The sequence below is a fragment of the Aeromonas sp. R3-1 genome, assembly GCF_040908345.1.
Lineage (GTDB): Bacteria > Pseudomonadota > Gammaproteobacteria > Enterobacterales > Aeromonadaceae > Aeromonas > Aeromonas veronii.
In genome coordinates this window covers 1-17539 of record NZ_JBFODN010000122.1, presented here as the reverse complement: position 1 = coordinate 17539, position 17539 = coordinate 1, and the positions used below count along the sequence as shown (strand labels likewise).

Below are 17539 nucleotides of genomic sequence, written 5' to 3'. Positions count from 1 at the left end.
CCACTAGCTGGGTACGTTGGTTGACCGAGTCCAGGATACTGGCCATAAACACTCCCTAAAAACGCTTGGCATTAATCATGCATGCGTGATGGATTGCGTCAGACTATCGATGTGACAACGAACAGATTCTGAAGCAATCATAGTTAAATATGGTGATATGCGTGAACAACTTATCGACCAACGAGCGAAAATGATTAACCGACTTTTACTCATCAGCCTCTTTTTTGGCAGCATATCTTCCAGCTACGCCTCGGACGTCACTACTTATCTGCAAGAAAAGGCACAAGAGTTCGTTTATAGCCAGCTGGATATTCCGTTGGATGCCAGAGCCGAGGTCACCTCTGCCACGCTGGATGAACGGCTCCCACTGACACGCTGCGAAAACCTGCTCACTATCAGCTTACCAGCAAAAATGGAAATTCGCCGTAATACAACAGTTTACCTTAAATGTGAGGAAGACAAACCTTGGGACGTCTATCTCCCGGTGCGTGTCAGTATTCAAAAGCCCTATGTCACTGTGACCAACCCCATCGCCAAGGGGGACCTGCTGAGTGAAAGCCAGCTGGTGTTGGCCTATCAGGATCAGACCCTGATCCGCGGCGACTACCTGACTGACACGGCACCTCTTGTCGGAGTGCGCAGCAAGAGGGAGCTAAAACCGGGGCAACCCATCCGTTTGAGCCAGGTTTGTGTCGTGTGCAAAGGGGATCAGGTCACCCTGACGGCAGAAAACAGCAACTTCCAGATCAAAACCATGGCCCGAGCCTTGCAAGATGGCAGCTTCGGAGAGATCATCAAACTCGTCAATATTCGCTCCGGCAAAACCGTTGAGGGTAAAGTCAGTGCGGTAGGTGCCGTATCGGTCACTTTTTAAATCCGGATCCTTGACAACTTTTTTCTAAAGTTTTGATCTGCCGCACCGATAAACAGGTAAGTAAACCTTAAAGCAGACGAAGGTAACTAAAATGGCCATCAACAATATCAACAACTTAGCGAATAATCGGTTGCAAAATACCGCTAATAGCCAGGGGACAGGCAGCAAGTCAGTCACCTCATCGCCCGAAAACAAAGCGGCTACTGTCAAGCTGGACTCCGTCTCCTTGACCAGTGAGGCGCAACAATTGCAAAAGATGCAACAAAACCTCAATACCGCCTCGACCGGCAATGAGAGCAAGGTCGAACGGCTGAAAAAAGCCGTCGCGAGTGGCGAATATCAGGTTAACAGCGACGCTGTTGCCAAGAAGATGTTCAGTTTCGAAGCCAATCTGGACAAAGTTCTGGGATGATGGACTTACCTTCGTTACTGCACACCCAAGATGATTACCTCAGCCAGATGCAAGGCATTCTGGAAGAGGAGTTCAGCTTGCTCGAACAGCATCAGGCACTGGCCCTGCCCGCACTGACCGAGCGCAAACAGCAGTTGCTTGCTGCGATAGAAACTCTGGACAAGACCCTCGCAGAGATGCCGGAACTGGCACTACAGCTGGCTGCCTATCCCGACGAGATGGCGCAGCTTCGTGCAAAACTGGATGCTTGCCAGGCACAAAATGATATCAACGGTCGATTGCTTGAATTGAGCATCGTCTCAAACCGTCGTCTGGCAACCTTTCTTAGTCAGCTGCGCGATCGCAACAGCCTGACCTATGACGCCAAGGGTAACACTCGCTCTGGCACCCGCTCCTACGGTATCAAGGCCTGACATCTCTTATCAGGCCTTGCATTTTTGCTGTCCGTTTTAAAGCACCAGTCGCAACAACTCTCGCCCATCCTCACACGCATTGACGCGCAGTACTCCGTCCTCATAGCTCCCGTAACTGGCAGGCAACTCGCCGCGCGGGAAACAGATAGACCCCGGGTTCATCAATACCCGCGCCCCCTGCCACTCCAGCACAGGCACATGGGTGTGGCCGCTCAGGAACAGACTGCCCTCCGGAAGCTGAACCTCGTCCGGGCGATAAAGATGGCCATGACTGACAAACCAGCGCCGCTCATCGACCAGCAACTGGTTGTAGGGGGCGGTGATGGGAAAGCGCAACAGCATCTGATCCACTTCGGAATCACAATTGCCCCGCACCGCGATGATCTGTGGCGCCAGCTCGTTGAGCCGATCGGCCACCGCGGCCGGGTTATATCCCTCCGGCAGAGGATTGCGCGGGCCATGGTTGAGCAGATCGCCGAGCAGCAGATAGTGATCCGGCCGCCTGGGCTCAAGTTGGGTCAGCACCCGCTCCAGCGCAATGATGCTGCCGTGGATGTCGGAAATGATGGCAAGTTTCATGAAATGCTCCTCACTGCGGGCTGAAATAGAGATCCTTGGTGGCAATAGTCCCTTTCAAATTCTGGCTGGGCAGCCCTCGCAGCGCGGGATCGACCAGTCTCATCTGATTGTAATGATACACGGGGAGGATCGGCGCCTCCTCAAGGAGCAACTGTTCGGCATGCCGGTAGAGTTCAACCCGGCTCGCGCTGTCCAGCGTATTGGCTGCCTGCTCCAGCAGCAGATCAAAGTCGGGATTGCAGTAGCCGCTCTCGTTGCGCAGATCCTGACAACGGAAGCTGCCCAGCATGGCTGACGGCTCCACGTAATCGCCAAACAGGAAGCTTCTGGCCACCTGGAAATCACCGCTATCCTTGGCCACCTGATAGGCGCCCCACTCCAGACTGTTGAGGGTGACCTGCACCCCCAGCTTCTGCCACATGGCAGCAATGGCCATCGCCATCTGCTTGTGGGTTTCTGCGCTGTTGTAGGTAATGCTCAGCTTGAGTGGATTGGCACTGTTATACCCGGCCGCTGACAGCAACGCTGCCGCTTTGGCCTGGCGGGTTGGCATATCTTCAAGCGCCACAGGCAATATCACCCGGGGGTAACCCGGCATCTCCGGCAACAGCGACCATGCCGCCTGTTCATCCTGACCGCTCACCGATCCAATAAGCTGCTGTCGATCAACCGCCATGGAGAGCGCCTGACGCACCCGCACATCCTGCAGTTCGGGGCGCTTCAAATTGAACGCATAGATATAGGTGCCAAACAGCGGCAAGCCCCAGAGCCGCTCCGGAGATTCGCGCTTCATCTTCTGGTAATAGCCGAGGGAGACCTTGTTGGTGAGCTGTATTTCACCAGCCTCATAGCGCAGCCGTTCGGCATGTTGCGAAGTGATAGGCAGATAGGTGACCCGTCCGATACGGGTGTGAAGGTCATCCCAGTAGTGGATATTGCGCTCGGCTTCGATCCGCTCGTTCGGCGTCCAGCTTGCCAGCCGGTACGCACCATTGCTCACCAGCTTGCCGGGCTCGGTCCACTGTTTGCCAAATTTAGCTATCGCCTTCTGATTGACTGGCACAAAGGGGCGCTGACTGATGAGCTGCAGGAAATAGGGAGCCGGCCGCTCCAAGGTGATTTTCAGGATCTGATCGCTTTGCGCTTCAATGCCCAGATTGCCGAGCTCCAGCGCGCCGGCATAGATGGATTGCGCATTGTTGATCCCCGTTGCCAGCAGCAATCCGGCAGAAGGGGAGTTGATAGCCGGATCGAGCAGACGGCGCCAGGCATAGACAAAATCAGCGGCCACCAGCGGCTCGCCATTGGACCACTTCAGTTGGGGGCGCAGGAAGAATCGCCACTCTAGCCCATCTTCACTCACCTCCCAGCGCTGTGCCTGAGCGGGGACGATATGCCCCTGACCATCTTCGCTGACCAGCCCTTCAAACAGATCGACCAGTACGGCCTCCCCCGGGAAACCGGAGCGCACCAGCGCCGGATCCAGTGACTCCGGCTCGGCACCGTTGCCCTTGACCAGGATTTGCCGATCGGCAAGCAGAGGCTGCTGCTCAACGGTGGTGGCATGGGCCAGGGGCCCTGCCAGCACGGCAAGCAATAGCGGGGAGAGCCAGCGTTGCGCCAGCTTGGGGAAGAAACCATACCTCATGACAAAACCTCGAATAAAACCACTGCAGGAGGGGAAGGCCGGCGGCGCGCCTGATGAATGCCTGATGCCGCTCTTGTTATCCCCGAAAACGCCCCGTATTGTATCGGGCTTGCCCGGGAGATGGAGTCTTTCGGGTTAATTTTTTCAGGAGTTTTTATGGGTTATGAGTGGCTGGCCCTCGCGTCGGCCAGTTTATGGGCAGTTGCAGCGCTAATTTCGGTCAAACCGGCCCGTCATCTCGGCGCATTTGCCTACAGCCGCTGGCGCATGTTTCTGGTCAGCCTGATGCTCGGCACCATGAGTCTGCTCACCGGTGGCTGGCAAACCCTCACCGCAAGCGCCCTGCCCCTGCTCGCCATCTCGGGGCTGGTCGGTATCTTCGTGGGCGATACCGCGCTGTTTGCCTGCATGAATCGGCTGGGGCCAAGACGCAGTGCCCTGCTCTTCTCCTGCCATGCGCTGTTTTCCGCCCTGCTTGGGCTGTGGCTCTTTAATGAACAGCTGACAGGCTGGCGACTGCTGGGGGCAGTGCTGGTCTTTGCCGGCGTGATGCTGGCAATCCTGTTTGGCAGACGCAGTAGCAGCAACGAGTGGGAGCAGATCCGTGGCAATCTGGCGCTGGGAATTGGCCTTGGCCTGACGGCGGCACTGTGTCAGAGCGTGGGAGCCATCATCGCCAAGCCAGTGATGATGAGTGGTGAGGTGGATGCGGTGAGTGCATCGGGTATCCGGATGGGCAGTGCCCTGCTGGCCCACTGCGTCCTGCGGCTGGGGCGCTTGCCGCTGACCATGCCGCTCAAACCGGTCAATCGACATATCCTCGCCATGATTGCCACCAACGGTTTTCTGGCGATGGGGCTGGGGATGACGCTGATCCTGATGGCGCTGCGGCAGGGCGAGGTGGGCATGGTGGCCATTCTCTCCTCCACCACGCCGGTACTGCTGCTGCCGCTATTGTGGTGGCACTCGGGAGAGCGGCCATCCATTGCCGCCTGGGCGGGGGCACTGATTGCCACCCTTGGCACCGCACTGGTGCTGGGTTTCAGCACTCACTGACACCCGGCACCATCCCAGATCAGAACAGGGCAATCTCCTCAGCGGTCAGCTCACGATATTCACCGAGTGCCAACTCTTCATCCAGCGTCAGACCGCCCACCCGCTCGCGATGCAAGCCAACGACCTTGTTGCCGATGGAGGCAAACATCCGCTTGACCTGATGGTACTTGCCTTCGTGGATGGTCAGGCGGGCCTCGCACTCGCCGAGAATTTCCAGCTGGGCAGGACGGGTTTTATCGGTCTCGTTACGCAGGTAGACCCCTTCGGCGAACAGCGCGATTGCATCCGGGCTCACCGGATCGGCCAGCCAGACGTGATAGGTCTTGGCACACTCATGGCGCGGCGAGGTGATGCGGTGGGACCACTGACCGTCGTCGGTCACCAGCACCAGACCCGTGGTATCGAGGTCGAGGCGCCCCACTACATGCAGCTTGCCCATCGCCGGTTCATCCATCAGGAAGAAGACTGTCGGGTGATCCGGATCCTCGTTGGAGCAGACGTAACCTTCCGGCTTGTGCAGCATGAAATAGCGGTTGCGCTGCTCCAGCGTCAGCAGCACGCCGTCAAACTCGATCTGGCTCTGCTCATTGATATGAAAGGCGGGCTGCTTGACCACAATGCCATCCACCATGACCTCACCCTGACGGATCAGTTTGCCTGCCAGCGAGCGGGTCAAATCGGAACAATCGCACAGAAATTTATCAAGCCGCATTCACAACCTCGGAGTCCAACAAGTAAAGGGGCGTCATTATATCGGGCGGGGGCGACAACGCCACTGTTAAGGGGTTGCCAATTATGACGAACTGGTCATCCGATGTTACACTTCTCCGGTGTGACCCATCCGAACGATACTCATAATAATAAGAGTCAGGAAGCCTTCATGAAGTCTCAAGCATCCTATCCCGTCATTCCCGTCAACCAGTTGAAACCCGGCATGTATGTCATTGCTATCGCCAGCCAGACAGGTGGGATGGAGATCGCCCAGATGGGCTTGGTGACCAGCGTGGCGCAAATTGCCAATCTGGTGCGTCAGGGGGTGCTCACGGTACGCATCGATCTGGCCCGCAGCAAGCTGGGCAGTGCCGAGAGTGACGCCGTTACCTCCCCCGACCTCAATGCCAACAGCGCCCAGGTAGGGCGCCGTGCCAGTGCCAACGGCGAAGGACGAGAGCTTAAAATCCGCCGCCTCTATCAGGAAGCGCGCGAGCTGCAAGGCAAGTTCATTCGCCACCTCAAAGCGGGTGAGCCCATCGACATCACTCCGCTGGCCGAAGTCGCCGAAGAGATGGTGGACACCATGTTCACCCACGGCGATGCCATGCTCTGTCTGGCCCGTATTCGCGCCAAGGATGCCTACCTGATGGAGCACTCCATGAACGTGGCCATTCTGCTGGCCAACTTCGGCCGCTATCTGGGGCTTGAGCGCAGCGTACTCAAGGAGCTGACCCTGGGTGGCCTGCTGCACGATGTGGGCAAGATCATGACCCCGGACGAGGTGCTCCACAAACCGGGCAAGCTGACCGATGAGGAGTTCGCCATCATGCGTCAGCATGTGGTGCACAGTTACGAGATCCTCAGCAATACTCCGGGCATCACCCCCACCATGCTGGAGGTGGCCGCCAACCACCACGAGCGGCTCGATGGCTCCGGCTACCCGCAGCGACTCAAGGGGGAGCAGCTCTCTCTCTATACCCGGATGAGCGGCATCGTCGATGTCTATGATGCCATCACCGCAGATCGGGTCTACAAAGCAGGTATGCAGCCGACCCAGGCCTTCCGCATTCTGCTCAAGGGGATCAATCAGCACTTTGATGCCGAACTGGTCACCAAGTTCATCAAGTGCATGGGGGTCTATCCGGTGGGCACTCTGGTACAGCTCTCAAACCAGCGCCTGGCTATCGTGATGCAGCGCAACGAGCAGCAGCCGCTCAAGCCGGTGGTCAAGGTGATCTATCACGCCACCCAGCGTCACTACCTCGACGTACAGTGGCTGGATCTGGCCAAGTCAGGGGTGCAGGAAAGCATCGAAAACACGGTCGACCCCAAAGAGTTTGGCATCAACCTCGCCAACTTCTTCTAAACCTCTCACCTCAGATATTCATGATTGGCGCTGGCTGTCGAGCCAGTGCCGGATCAGAAACTCCTCATCCAGCGGCGAGAGATCAAAACGCAGGCTGGCCTCTTCAATGGCGGCGATATCGTGCTGGTGATGCTCGCTGAGCCAAAGCACCGCACGACGCAAATCTTCACCATGGGGGAGCAGCAAATGGTCGCTCATGGGATACCTCCGGTAGACTGCAGGGCGGCCAGCGAATGTAGCCACCTCTTTCCAGTCTAGTCGGTCAATCCCCATCACCCGCGCTTCTTCACCCTCCCCCCTCAATCACGGCAATCAGCTTGTCACCGGGATCAGCGACCGAAGGCGCGCTGCCAATCCTGATCGAACTTCACCAGCGCCGCATCCACCGCAGGCACATTCAGCAGTTGCTCCGCCACATCGAGCGGCAAGGTGATTGACTGGCAACCGGCCAGCAGGCAGTCAAGCGCCTGACGGGGAGTGCGGAATGACGCCGCCAGCACCTTGCTGTTCGGTGCGTGCAGCGCAAGCAGCTGTTGCAACTCCTGCACGGTGGCAATGCCATCACCACCTTGGGCATCCAGCCGGTTAACGTAGGGCGCGACATATTCCGCCCCCGCCACCGCCGCCAGCCAACCCTGCAACGGGGTATAGACAGCGGTGCCCAAAGTCGGCACACCGTTAGCGGTCAGGCTCTTGATGGCCGCCAGCCCCTCTGCGCATACCGGGATTTTGATCACCAGATCAGGGTCCAGCTCACGCAGGGCGAACGCCTCACGCACCATCTCGGTTTCGGTTTTGGCCATCACCTGGGCAAACAGGCGCGCCTTGGGGCCCAGCACGTCGCGCAGGGCGGGCAGCAGCTCGCTCAGCGGCAATCCCCCGGCGGCGGTAATGGAAGGATTGGTGGTGACACCGGCCAACGGCAGGATCCGTGACCAGCGACGCACTGCCGCCACATCGGCGGTATCGAGATACAGCTCCATCTCTAACTCCTTAACGGGATGTTCAATATGTCGCCATTCTAGCGATAAAACATCTGCAAATAGCTTGATCGAAATCAAATCAACTTTCGAATGAAAGAAAATAGAATGCAAATACAAAAGGAGGCGGTATGATTTTCGACCTGCAACGATATTCAACTCACGATGGCCCCGGCATTCGCACCCTAGTGTTTCTCAAGGGGTGCTCGCTAGCTTGCCTGTGGTGTCAAAACCCGGAAAGCCGCTCTCCCAAGCCGGACATACTACTCGACCGGCGCCAGTGCATCGAGGGATGCCAGCTCTGCAGCCAGGCTTGTCCGGCAATCTTGCGTGACAGCGAGGGCATCCAGCTCAGCCGCTCTGCCCTCAAGGCCGACGATATGGAACGGCTGCGCGGCCTCTGCCCCAGCGAAGCGCTGCAGGTGTGCGGCCGCGATGAAACCCTGGACACCCTGATGGACACCATCTTGCGGGATCGTCCCTTCTTCGAGCGCAGCGGCGGTGGCGTCACCCTCTCCGGCGGCGAGCCGTTTATGCAGCCCAAATTTGCTGCCAACCTGCTGGCCCGCTGCAAGGCCGAAGGGCTGCACACCGCGGTCGAGAGCTGCCTCCATGTGCCCTGGCACCAGATTGAGCCAAGCCTCCCCTCACTGGATCTGCTGCTGGCGGATCTCAAACACGTGGATAAAGAACGTTTCTTCCACTGGACCCGCGGCAAGGTGGAGCTGCCCATCGCGAACCTCAAACGCCTCGCCGAGCACGGCGTGCCGATGCAGATCCGGGTGCCGCTCATTCCCGGCTTCAATGCCGACCGCGCCTCGATCAGCGCCATCACCGACACCGCCGCCAGCCTCGGCACCGTGCAGGAGATCCACTTCCTCCCCTACCACACCCTGGGGATGGGCAAATATGCCCTGCTGGATCTGCCCTATCAGGCGCCAGAGACACCGCTCGACGACCCCGATTTACTCCACTTTGCCCATGCATACGCCCAACGTCAGGGGCTGACCCCTGTGACCAGAGGATAAGATCATGACCCAGCTCGACCTCAATACCCTCAGCCCGCGGATCCGCGCCCACAAAGAGAGCCTGATCCACATCGTTCAGCCGCCGGTCTGCACCGAGCGTGCCCGCCACTACACCGAGGCCTATCAGGCTCATCTCGCCCGGCCACTACCAGTGCGCCGCGCCCTGGCGCTGGCCCATCACCTCAAGGAACGCACCATCTGGATCAAGCACGACGAGCTTATCGTCGGCAATCAGGCCAGTCAGGTACGGGCGGCGCCGCTCTTTCCCGAATACACGGTGAGCTGGATTGAGAAGGAGATCGACGAGCTGGCAGACCGTCCCGGCGCCGGTTTTGCAGTCAGCGAAACCGACAAGGCGATCATCCACGCCCTCACCCCCTTCTGGCGCGGCCAGACGGTGCAGGATCGCTGCTTCGGCCTCTTTACCGACGAGCAGAAAGCGCTGCTGGAGAGCGGCATCATCAAGGCCGAGGGCAACATGACCTCGGGGGATGCCCACCTCGCGGTCAACTATGAGCAGCTGCTCACTCTGGGTCTCGATGGCTTCAAGGCCAAGGTGGCCGAGCGCCGCAGTCGGCTGGATTTGGCGGATTGGGCCGATCTGCAGCGCGAGCAGTTCCTGCACGCCGTCGCCATCACCCTGGATGCTGTCAGCGCTCACATCTCGCGCTACGCCGCACTTGCCCATGATATGGCAGCACAAGAATCTCGCCCCGAGCGCCGAAACGAGCTTGAGACCATCGCGCTCAACTGCGCCCACATCGCCCACCAGCCCCCCGAGACCTTCTGGCAAGCGCTGCAGCTCTGCTACTTTATCCAGCTCATCCTGCAGATCGAATCCAACGGCCACTCGGTGTCGTTTGGCCGGATGGATCAGTACCTCTACCCCTGGTATCGCCGCGAGGTGGAGCTGTCGGAATCCCTGTCACGCCCCCGCGCCATCGAACTGCTGCAAGGGTGCTGGCTGAAATTGCTGGAGGTGAACAAGATCCGCTCCGGTACCCACTCCAAGGCATCCGCCGGCAGCCCGCTCTATCAAAACGTCACGATTGGCGGCCAGAACTGGCGGGATGGTGCGGCCCATGACGCAGTCAACGGCCTCTCCTACGCGATTCTGGAGTCCTGTGGCCAGCTGAGATCCACCCAGCCCAACCTGTCGGTGCGCTACCACGCAGGGATGAGCGAGGATTTCCTCGACGCCTGCATTCAGGTGATCCGCTGCGGCTTTGGCATGCCCGCCTTCAACAACGACGAGGTGGTGATCCCCGAGTTCATCAAGCTCGGGGTGAGCGTGGAGGATGCCCACCACTACGCCGCCATCGGCTGCATCGAAACTGCAGTGCCCGGCAAGTGGGGCTATCGCTGCACCGGCATGAGCTTCATCAACTTCGCCCGCATCCTGCTGGCGGCGCTCGATGGCGGCCGCGATGCCACCACAGGCAAAGTCTTCCTGCCCCAACCCCAGTCGCTGCGAAACGGGAGCTTTGGCAACTTTGACGAGGTGATGGCCCGCTGGGATGAGCAGGTGCGCTACTTCACCCGCAAATCCATCGAGATCGACTGCGTGGTCGACAGCGTGCTGGAGGCTCAAGCCCACGACATCCTCTGCAGCGCCCTGGTGGATGACTGCATCGAGCGTGGCAAAACCATCAAGGAGGGGGGCGCCGTCTATGACTGGGTCTCAGGTCTGCAGGTGGGGATCGCCAACCTCGGTAACAGCCTGGCAGCCCTGAAGAAACTGGTGTTCGAGCAAGGGATTGTGGATCAGCAAGAGCTGGCCGAAGCACTCGAGCAAGATTTTTCAGGACTGGTGGGGGAGCAGCTGCGTCAGCGCCTCACCAATGCCGCCCCCAAATATGGCAACGATCTGGACGAGGTAGATATGCTGCTGGTGCAGGCTTACCAGAGCTACATCGACGAGCTCAAGGGGCTGCACAACACCCGCTTCGGCCGCGGCCCCATCGGCGGTACCTACTATGCCGGCACCTCCTCCATCTCCGCCAACGTGCCCTTCGGTGCCGCCACCATGGCCACCCCGGATGGTCGCCATGCCCGCACGCCGCTGGCGGAAGGGGCCAGCCCCTCCTCGGGTTCGGATCGTCTCGGCCCGACAGCGGTGTTCAACTCCATCGGCAAGCTGCCCACGGCGGCCATCCTCGGCGGGGTGCTGCTCAACCAGAAGCTGAGTCCGGCGAGCCTTGAGAACGAGCGGGACAAGGCCAAGCTGATGAGCCTGCTGCGCACCTTCTTCGAGGTGCACAAGGGGTGGCACGTGCAGTACAACATCGTCTCGCGCGAGACCCTGCTGGCGGCCAAGGCCAATCCGGATCAGTACCGGGATCTGGTGGTACGGGTAGCGGGCTATTCGGCCTTCTTCACCGCCTTATCCCCGGATGCGCAAGATGATATCATCGCCCGCACCGAGCACAGTCTCTGACGGGGCGCTCCCCATGGCGCCTGAGACGTCATATGATTGGCAAGCCACCCCACGGGTGGCTTGCCGCTATCCACCACCTTCTATGTGAGCGCACCATGAATCCACGCCACCAACTGATCCTCACTCTGGTCCATCAGGCTCGCAAGATGAGCGTGAGTGAACTCTCCCGACACACAGGCGTGTCTGAGGTGACGGTGCGCAACGACCTCACCGCGCTGGAGAAACAGGGGCTACTCAGACGGGTACACGGCTCGGCCATGGCGCTGGAGACCGATGACCCGGATGCCCGGATGAACATCAATTACCTGCTCAAGGAGCGCCTCGCCGAGCGGGCCGCCCAACTGGTGGAAGATGGCGAAACGGTCTTTATCGAAGGGGGCAGCGCCAACGCCATGCTGGCGCGCCATCTGGCCCTGCACAAACGGGTCACCATCATCACCATCAGCAGCTATATCGCCCATCTGCTCAAAGACACCCCGGCTCAGGTGGTGCTGCTCGGCGGGCTGTTCCAGCATCAGAGCGAGAGCGTGGTGGGGCCGCTCACTCGCCTCTGCATCGAGCAGGTGCACTTCTCCAAGGCCTTTATCGGGGTCGACGGTTTTCATCCCGAGATGGGTTTCACCGGCCGCGACATGATGCGGGCCGACGTGGTCAACAGCGTGCTGGCCAAGGGGATGACCAATGTGGTGATCACCGACAGCAGCAAATTTGGCGCCATCCACCCGAGCCAGCTCGGCGCGCCGGGCCAGATCAACGTGCTGGTCACCGACGATGCCCTGCCCGCCCCCATGCGTGCGGCCATCGCGGCCAAGGGGATCACCCTGCACTGCGTTGCGGCCTAGGCCACCCGCTAATTCACGCTATTTCATTGACCTGACAGGATAAAATTTTCATGATGAGCCAGTCCCCATCGGGACTGACATCACCAGTGTGTGATCTGCAGGAAGCAGACTTCAGGAGAGCAAGGACATGCCATCGACCATCACAGCCGGGGAGCGCCGACTCTCCCCTATCATTCGCGCCACCGCCATCACCCTGGCCCTGTGCTGGAGCCCGTTTGGCTGGAGTGCCACGCTGCCTGCCGACTTGAAGTGGGAGAGCAACAACCAGGATCCTCTCTATGCCGATCCGGCCGCCAAACGCGGCGGCACCTTTCGCACCTTTATGACCAGCTTCCCCCTGACCTTGCGCAAATATGGCCCCGACTCCAACGGCGGCTTTGCCGGTTACGTGCGGGAAACCAACCTGCCACTGCTGAGTACTCATCCCGTCACCGGCAACCCCATGCCGATGCTGGCAAACGAGTGGGCCTTCGGCGCCGACAACAAGACCCTCTATTTTCGCATCAATCCCAAGGCGCGCTGGTCAGATGGCCAACCGGTCACCGCCGATGACTGGCTCTTTACCCTCAAGATGATGCGCAGCAAAGAGATCAACGACCCCTGGTACAACAACTACTACAGCACCCAGATAGCAGACATCACCAAGTTTGATGATCACACTCTGGCCATCACCAGCGGCACCGAAAAGAGCCGCCAGGATCTGCTCGAGTCACTGCCCATCAGCCCGGAGCCGAGCCACGCCATCAAGCTCACCGCCAACTGGGTCAAGGAGTACAACTGGAAGGTGTTGCCAGTCACCGGCCCCTATCAGATCGATCAGGTGAAAAAGGGCAAATCGGTCACCTTCAAACGGATTGAACACTGGTGGGGGGATGACGAGCGCTACTTCCAGCATCGCTTCAATCCTGCGCGGATCGAGATCAAGGTGCTCAGAGATCTGAACATCGCCTGGCAGCACTTCCTGCGCGGCGATCTCGACACCTTCCCGCTGGTGATGCCCAACTGGTGGCACGACAAGACCAACACCGCCGAGTTCGAGAAGGGGTATATCGCGCGCACCTGGTTCTTCAACCAGACCCCGCAATCGCCGATGGGGCTCTATCTCAACACCGCCGATCCGCTGCTGAATAATCTCGATGTGCGGCTCGGGATCCAGCATGCCCTCAACCTCGACAAGATGCTCACCACCCTGCTGCGGGGGGATTACCAGCGACTCAACAGTTATGGCTCAGGTCAGGGTGAGTTTACCAACAGCGAGATCAAGGCCCGTCCGTTCGATCCCAAACTGGCACGGGAATACTTTGCCAAGGCAGGCTTTAACAAAGTGGGGCCGCAGGGGATTTTGCAAAACGACAAGGGGCAGTCACTTACCCTCGCTATCACCTACACCACGGCGGAGCACGCCCAGCGGCTCACGCTGTTGCGGGAAGAGGCCAAGAAGGCGGGGCTTAATCTGGAGCTCAACCTGATGGATGCCTCGGCCGGGTTCAAATCGATGCTGGAGAAAAAACACCAGAGCGCCTGGATGGCCTGGGCGGGTAGCCGCTATCCCGCCTATTGGGAGTTCTTCCACAAGGTCAACGCCAACAAACCCCAGACCAACAACATCATGAACATCGATGATGACGCCATCACGGCTCTGGTGGAGCAGTATGACAAGGAGTTCGACTTTGCCAAAAAGGCGGCCCTGTCACGGCAGATCCAGCAGCGGCTCTATGAGCTGGCGAGCTTCGTGCCTGCGTATCAGGTGCCCTACACCCGGGAAGGGGCATGGCGCTGGATAAAACTGCCAAAAGTACCTGCAACGCCCAAGAGCGAGCAGCTCTACTGGCCCCTCGGTGGCGACAACAGCGGTTACAGCTATGGCGGTCTGCTATGGATTGATGAAGAGCTAAAATCCGAGACCAGGGCAGCCATCAAGAGTGGCAAGACTTTCCCGGCCGAGCCTATCATCGACACCACTTATCGCCAGCCCTGATAGCCACAACTCGTTTGGCAAACAGACCTAAAACAAAGACCCCGCCAGATAGCGGGGTCTTTGTTGGCAACCGGTGTTGCGAATAGCTCGGTGATCAGCCGCGCTTGGCCTGCTTCTCGGCAATCGCGTCAGCCACGTCAGCCGGCTCCAGCACGATGCCTTCCTGATCCGGGGTCGGGAACACGGCAACACACAGCTCGTCCTGCTCCATACCGTCAACCCAGCGCTCCAGCCACACCTTGAGGGTGATGGACTGCGGCTTGCAATCGGCCCACTCGCCTTCGGCCCACGCCTTGGCGTACTCCGGGTGCGGCCATACCGGGATGCAATCTTCATCGTCGGTGGTCAGCATCATGACGCCATGCTCGTCAGTCAGGACGAACAGCTCTTCATGCTCGACCAGCTTGCTGATGAAGTGATCGTAACGGTAATCAGCGTTCAGTTGCAGCGCGGCATTGCGCTCGGTGTCGCTCAGTTCATAGCTCATTGGCCAAGTCTCTCTCTCGATAAAGGGCGCCATGTTCACATCTTGTCGTCAGCTTGTCCAGCTTGCAGCCCCTTGGCACCGGATGGGGAGGGCGATGACGCCAATAAGGATAGAGCAGCCTCCTCGATAACGAGACCGCCAGCTATCATATTGCCCCTTTTACAACACAGGGGTGATCAGCTCCACATCAGGCTGCTCGCTCAGCTTTTGCCGCAGCCAGTAGGCGGACTCCACTTCGACAAAGCAGAGCAGATCCTGGCCATTGGCCGCCATCGCCATCAGCTGCTCAAAACGCTGCTGTTGCTGTTGCTCCCAGGCGGCAGCAAGTTTCACCCCGTGGGCTTCATCCACCACTTCGCGACGCAGCTCGAACAGGTTATCGGTGATCGGGCTGTTGATCTTGGCGGCGCTGTGCCAGTACATCAGCAGGTTATCCATCATCTCGCTGTCGTAGTTGGCCAGTGCATCCAGCTCGGGTGTATCACCGCTGTCGCTGGCGGCAAAATCGCACCAGCCTGCATCGAGTGACGCCAGCTCATGAGCCCCCTTGGCATGCTTGCGTAACAGCGCAATGTCGGCCCCCTTGCGTGCAGGTAACCACACCTCGCCCTGATGGGCATCCAACAGGGAGGTCAACGAAGCAGCGGGGTAAACCGGAAAGCGGGTACAAAGTGAATGCAGCAGGGATACCAGAGTGATCTTGACCATGAGCGATACCTTGAACAGGGCGAACAGCCACCAATAGACCGTCCGATATAAAGAAGTGCCCTATCCTACCACGTTTGGTCCGGCTCGGCCCTTGGCGAAGCTGTCAGCCAACCATCTGATTACGCCGAAAAAAACAGCATTTGAAACGCTGCATTCAGGCAAAGATCAATAATTTGAGCCAGCGCCCACTAAAGTGGATCTGGGGATGCTAGTTTGCATACATCTTTAGCGTAAGGAGTAAATCCATGATTGGGATCGACCAGGTTTCTAACGAATTCGTGAACGATTTGAAAATACTGGCATGCTTTGATCCGGCCAACATGAGCCTGGGGATTAAATTACGCAGCGATATGTCTGAAGAGTTGTGCCAAGCGGCAGCCCGTCTGCATCAACAGGGGCTCATCAGCGCAGAAGATGGCGGCTATCTCACCCCGTTTGGCATGACCATGGTTGAACACCTGCAACATCTGTTGGTCGCACTCAAACCGCTTTGACCGGCTGTGGTGCCCAGAGCGAAAAGTTGAGTAGCTCCCAGCGCTCCCCTTGGTGAAGATGACAGGCAAACAGCAAAGGACCTTCGGGTCCTTTTACTTTGCCATCCACCAGCCACTCCCCCTCCCTTTCAGGTACCAGTCGCGCATTCACCTCATCGGGTTGCTGTGCAGTGCCCATCCGGACCTGGACAAATTGCTGGCAGATCACCTGCGCTTCCATCGCGGATTGAACCGGTACCGGCGCATCGGACGTCGAAGTCAAGGTGGCAGCAAGCAGGAGCGATAGCAGCATGATTCAGCACATGGGAGTCAGTAGCAGAAGCCAGATAAACAAAAAGCCGTGGCACCAGAGGTACCACGGCTTTCTTAAATTCTGTAAGAATTACAGAGCGGTTACGTTCTCAGCCTGCGGGCCTTTCTGACCTTGGGTCACAGAGAACTGTACGCGCTGACCTTCAGCCAGGGTACGGAAACCGTTACCTTGAATGGCGCTGAAGTGAACGAAAACGTCCGGGCCGTTTTCTTGCTGGATGAAGCCAAAACCTTTGGTTTCGTTGAAAAACTTAACGGTACCGGTGATCATGTTAGACATATCTTTTAAACCTGTATTCAAAATAATTACTTATGCTTTTCAGCGGGTAAAGCTCAAAAAACGGGATTAACTTATGAACAACAGGACAAGATGTGAAACATCGTATTCATTGACATAACTATCGCCCTTTCAAGCTGGTTTGGATTATACGTGGCTTTGTAGATTACGCAAACAAATTTGTGCCCTGCCAACGGCAGGGCACAATCCGTTATAAGGTGGCTGCTTCCAACGCTTCGACCAGCGCTCTGAGAAAACGAGCCGCCTCCCCGCCAGTACAGGCTCTGTGGTCAAATGTCATCGACAGCGGCAATGCCCTGACGGGACGCGCTTCACCATGGATGAACACCACTTTTTCGAACAGTTTGCCTGCCCCTATGATGGCCACCTGCGGCGGCGTGACGATGGGGCTGGCATAACGGCCTGCGATGGCGCCGAAGTTGGTGAGCGTAATGGTCGCCCCCTGCAACATCTCGCGCGGCACGGCGCGCGCCTTCACATCGGCGATCATCCGATCCAGCCCCTGCCGGATATCCGCCCCCTCCCGCTCGGCCACGTTCTCCATCACCGGCACATAGAGGCCATGTTTTGAATCCACCGCGATGGCTACATTGACCTCTTTAAACAGACGCCGTGACAGGGTGTCGCCATCGAACCAGGCGTTCATCGAGGGCTCGGCGCGGCACGCCACGCCAATGGCCTTGATAAGGCGTACCGTCACATCCTCATCAGGCCGCCAGTGACGCAAATCCACCTCGTCGGTGATGCTGACCGGCACCACAGTCTGATGAGAGAGCTCCATCGCCTTGGCCATGGCCCTCCGCGACCCTTTGAGGAATTCGTTGCCACTGCTCTGCTGGGCCTCGAATGCCTGCTGCACATCCAGCTCGGTCACCATGCCGCCGCTGCCACTCCCCTTGATCCGGTCGATATC

Annotated in this window: 20 protein-coding genes; 10 read left to right on the top strand and 10 right to left on the bottom strand. The window is 58.5% G+C overall.

Annotation, left to right across the window (positions count from 1 at the left end; genetic code table 11):
• The first annotated feature begins 190 nt into the window (after positions 1-190).
• From flgA to AB5Y85_RS07440, 3 genes are all read left to right on the top strand, one after another.
• Positions 191-874, top strand: coding sequence for a flagellar basal body P-ring formation chaperone FlgA (gene flgA / locus AB5Y85_RS07450; RefSeq protein ID WP_216949287.1), 684 nt, complete (start codon positions 191-193; stop codon positions 872-874).
• Between the two features lie 91 nt (positions 875-965).
• Positions 966-1286: a flagellar biosynthesis anti-sigma factor FlgM gene (gene flgM / locus AB5Y85_RS07445; RefSeq protein WP_005334177.1), complete on the top strand. Its 321-nt coding sequence runs from the start codon at positions 966-968 to the stop codon at positions 1284-1286.
• Positions 1283-1699 carry a flagella synthesis protein FlgN gene (locus AB5Y85_RS07440; protein ID WP_040066163.1) on the top strand — a complete coding sequence of 139 codons (417 nt, stop codon included), beginning with the start codon at positions 1283-1285 and terminating at the stop codon, positions 1697-1699. The genes flgM and AB5Y85_RS07440 overlap by 4 nt, the downstream gene beginning before the upstream one ends.
• Before the next feature lie 36 nt (positions 1700-1735).
• Here the strand turns inward: AB5Y85_RS07440 and yfcE are convergent, their stop codons facing one another.
• A complete protein-coding gene (gene yfcE, locus AB5Y85_RS07435; protein ID WP_257687374.1) occupies positions 1736-2278 on the bottom strand; it encodes a phosphodiesterase in 543 nt (180 codons plus the stop codon).
• Positions 2279-2288: 10 nt separating this feature from the next.
• On the bottom strand, positions 2289-3926 hold the full coding sequence (locus AB5Y85_RS07430; RefSeq protein WP_257687373.1) for a peptide ABC transporter substrate-binding protein: 1638 nt from the start codon (positions 3924-3926) through the stop codon (positions 2289-2291).
• Positions 3927-4082: 156 nt separating this feature from the next.
• On the opposite strand from AB5Y85_RS07430, the gene AB5Y85_RS07425 reads away from it, so the two are divergent.
• Positions 4083-4982, top strand: coding sequence for a DMT family transporter (locus AB5Y85_RS07425; RefSeq protein ID WP_101529462.1), 900 nt, complete (start codon positions 4083-4085; stop codon positions 4980-4982).
• 19 nt (positions 4983-5001) lie between these two features.
• On the opposite strand, the gene rsuA is transcribed toward AB5Y85_RS07425, so the two are convergent.
• The gene (gene rsuA / locus AB5Y85_RS07420; RefSeq protein ID WP_236282296.1) at positions 5002-5694 is read right to left on the bottom strand and encodes a 16S rRNA pseudouridine(516) synthase RsuA; all 693 of its coding nucleotides are present in this window, start codon (positions 5692-5694) and stop codon (positions 5002-5004) included.
• 168 nt (positions 5695-5862) lie between these two features.
• Between rsuA and AB5Y85_RS07415 the strand changes: the two genes are divergently transcribed.
• Positions 5863-7062 carry an HD-GYP domain-containing protein gene (locus AB5Y85_RS07415; RefSeq protein ID WP_005350638.1) on the top strand — a complete coding sequence of 400 codons (1200 nt, stop codon included), beginning with the start codon at positions 5863-5865 and terminating at the stop codon, positions 7060-7062.
• 18 nt (positions 7063-7080) lie between these two features.
• On the opposite strand, the gene AB5Y85_RS07410 is transcribed toward AB5Y85_RS07415, so the two are convergent.
• Positions 7081-7260 carry a hypothetical protein gene (locus AB5Y85_RS07410; protein WP_005344504.1) on the bottom strand — a complete coding sequence of 60 codons (180 nt, stop codon included), beginning with the start codon at positions 7258-7260 and terminating at the stop codon, positions 7081-7083.
• A gap of 131 nt (positions 7261-7391) precedes the next feature.
• Entirely contained in the window at positions 7392-8045 is a 654-nt protein-coding gene (fsa, locus tag AB5Y85_RS07405) for a fructose-6-phosphate aldolase (protein WP_245095160.1), read from the bottom strand.
• A 128-nt stretch (positions 8046-8173) separates the two neighbouring features.
• Here fsa and AB5Y85_RS07400 point away from each other — a divergent pair, with 128 nt between their 5' ends.
• The 4 genes from AB5Y85_RS07400 to AB5Y85_RS07385 all read left to right on the top strand — a co-directional run bounded on the left by AB5Y85_RS07400 (position 8174) and on the right by AB5Y85_RS07385 (position 14327).
• Positions 8174-9070, top strand: coding sequence for a glycyl-radical enzyme activating protein (locus AB5Y85_RS07400; protein ID WP_257687372.1), 897 nt, complete (start codon positions 8174-8176; stop codon positions 9068-9070).
• 4 nt (positions 9071-9074) lie between these two features.
• Positions 9075-11507 (top strand): formate C-acetyltransferase/glycerol dehydratase family glycyl radical enzyme, encoded by a 2433-nt coding sequence (locus tag AB5Y85_RS07395; RefSeq protein WP_257687371.1) that lies wholly within the window; start codon positions 9075-9077, stop codon positions 11505-11507.
• A gap of 95 nt (positions 11508-11602) precedes the next feature.
• The gene (locus AB5Y85_RS07390) at positions 11603-12349 is read left to right on the top strand and encodes a DNA-binding transcriptional regulator YciT (RefSeq protein WP_005350628.1); all 747 of its coding nucleotides are present in this window, start codon (positions 11603-11605) and stop codon (positions 12347-12349) included.
• A 127-nt stretch (positions 12350-12476) separates the two neighbouring features.
• Positions 12477-14327 (top strand): extracellular solute-binding protein, encoded by a 1851-nt coding sequence (locus tag AB5Y85_RS07385; protein ID WP_257687370.1) that lies wholly within the window; start codon positions 12477-12479, stop codon positions 14325-14327.
• A gap of 94 nt (positions 14328-14421) precedes the next feature.
• Here AB5Y85_RS07385 and AB5Y85_RS07380 read toward each other — a convergent pair whose 3' ends face one another.
• Positions 14422-14814, bottom strand: a complete 393-nt coding sequence (locus AB5Y85_RS07380; RefSeq protein ID WP_005334204.1) for a DUF2750 domain-containing protein — start codon at positions 14812-14814, stop codon at positions 14422-14424.
• A 159-nt stretch (positions 14815-14973) separates the two neighbouring features.
• Positions 14974-15522: a hypothetical protein gene (locus AB5Y85_RS07375; RefSeq protein WP_257687369.1), complete on the bottom strand. Its 549-nt coding sequence runs from the start codon at positions 15520-15522 to the stop codon at positions 14974-14976.
• 245 nt (positions 15523-15767) lie between these two features.
• Between AB5Y85_RS07375 and AB5Y85_RS07370 the strand changes: the two genes are divergently transcribed.
• Positions 15768-16016 carry a TIGR02647 family protein gene (locus tag AB5Y85_RS07370; protein ID WP_005334209.1) on the top strand — a complete coding sequence of 83 codons (249 nt, stop codon included), beginning with the start codon at positions 15768-15770 and terminating at the stop codon, positions 16014-16016.
• Here the strand turns inward: AB5Y85_RS07370 and AB5Y85_RS07365 are convergent.
• The 3 genes from AB5Y85_RS07365 to AB5Y85_RS07355 all read right to left on the bottom strand — a co-directional run.
• A complete protein-coding gene (locus AB5Y85_RS07365; protein ID WP_139411259.1) occupies positions 16003-16308 on the bottom strand; it encodes a hypothetical protein in 306 nt (101 codons plus the stop codon). The two genes, AB5Y85_RS07370 and AB5Y85_RS07365, sit on opposite strands and share 14 nt — an antisense overlap.
• 90 nt (positions 16309-16398) lie before the next feature.
• On the bottom strand, positions 16399-16608 hold the full coding sequence (locus AB5Y85_RS07360; RefSeq protein ID WP_005302803.1) for a cold-shock protein: 210 nt from the start codon (positions 16606-16608) through the stop codon (positions 16399-16401).
• 208 nt (positions 16609-16816) lie between these two features.
• The coding region (locus tag AB5Y85_RS07355; RefSeq protein ID WP_368221301.1) for a 2-oxo acid dehydrogenase subunit E2 at positions 16817-17539 on the bottom strand (723 nt) is incomplete at its 5' end.

Coding starts and splice junctions, on each gene's coding strand:
- flgA (WP_216949287.1), top strand. CDS start 191: ATGATTAACCGACTTTTACTCATCAGCCTCTTTTTTGGCAGCATATCT.
- flgM (WP_005334177.1), top strand. CDS start 966: ATGGCCATCAACAATATCAACAACTTAGCGAATAATCGGTTGCAAAAT.
- AB5Y85_RS07440 (WP_040066163.1), top strand. CDS start 1,283: ATGATGGACTTACCTTCGTTACTGCACACCCAAGATGATTACCTCAGC.
- yfcE (WP_257687374.1), bottom strand. CDS start 2,278: ATGAAACTTGCCATCATTTCCGACATCCACGGCAGCATCATTGCGCTG.
- AB5Y85_RS07430 (WP_257687373.1), bottom strand. CDS start 3,926: ATGAGGTATGGTTTCTTCCCCAAGCTGGCGCAACGCTGGCTCTCCCCG.
- AB5Y85_RS07425 (WP_101529462.1), top strand. CDS start 4,083: ATGGGTTATGAGTGGCTGGCCCTCGCGTCGGCCAGTTTATGGGCAGTT.
- rsuA (WP_236282296.1), bottom strand. CDS start 5,694: ATGCGGCTTGATAAATTTCTGTGCGATTGTTCCGATTTGACCCGCTCG.
- AB5Y85_RS07415 (WP_005350638.1), top strand. CDS start 5,863: ATGAAGTCTCAAGCATCCTATCCCGTCATTCCCGTCAACCAGTTGAAA.
- AB5Y85_RS07410 (WP_005344504.1), bottom strand. CDS start 7,260: ATGAGCGACCATTTGCTGCTCCCCCATGGTGAAGATTTGCGTCGTGCG.
- fsa (WP_245095160.1), bottom strand. CDS start 8,045: ATGGAGCTGTATCTCGATACCGCCGATGTGGCGGCAGTGCGTCGCTGG.
- AB5Y85_RS07400 (WP_257687372.1), top strand. CDS start 8,174: ATGATTTTCGACCTGCAACGATATTCAACTCACGATGGCCCCGGCATT.
- AB5Y85_RS07395 (WP_257687371.1), top strand. CDS start 9,075: ATGACCCAGCTCGACCTCAATACCCTCAGCCCGCGGATCCGCGCCCAC.
- AB5Y85_RS07390 (WP_005350628.1), top strand. CDS start 11,603: ATGAATCCACGCCACCAACTGATCCTCACTCTGGTCCATCAGGCTCGC.
- AB5Y85_RS07385 (WP_257687370.1), top strand. CDS start 12,477: ATGCCATCGACCATCACAGCCGGGGAGCGCCGACTCTCCCCTATCATT.
- AB5Y85_RS07380 (WP_005334204.1), bottom strand. CDS start 14,814: ATGAGCTATGAACTGAGCGACACCGAGCGCAATGCCGCGCTGCAACTG.
- AB5Y85_RS07375 (WP_257687369.1), bottom strand. CDS start 15,522: ATGGTCAAGATCACTCTGGTATCCCTGCTGCATTCACTTTGTACCCGC.
- AB5Y85_RS07370 (WP_005334209.1), top strand. CDS start 15,768: ATGATTGGGATCGACCAGGTTTCTAACGAATTCGTGAACGATTTGAAA.
- AB5Y85_RS07365 (WP_139411259.1), bottom strand. CDS start 16,308: ATGCTGCTATCGCTCCTGCTTGCTGCCACCTTGACTTCGACGTCCGAT.
- AB5Y85_RS07360 (WP_005302803.1), bottom strand. CDS start 16,608: ATGTCTAACATGATCACCGGTACCGTTAAGTTTTTCAACGAAACCAAA.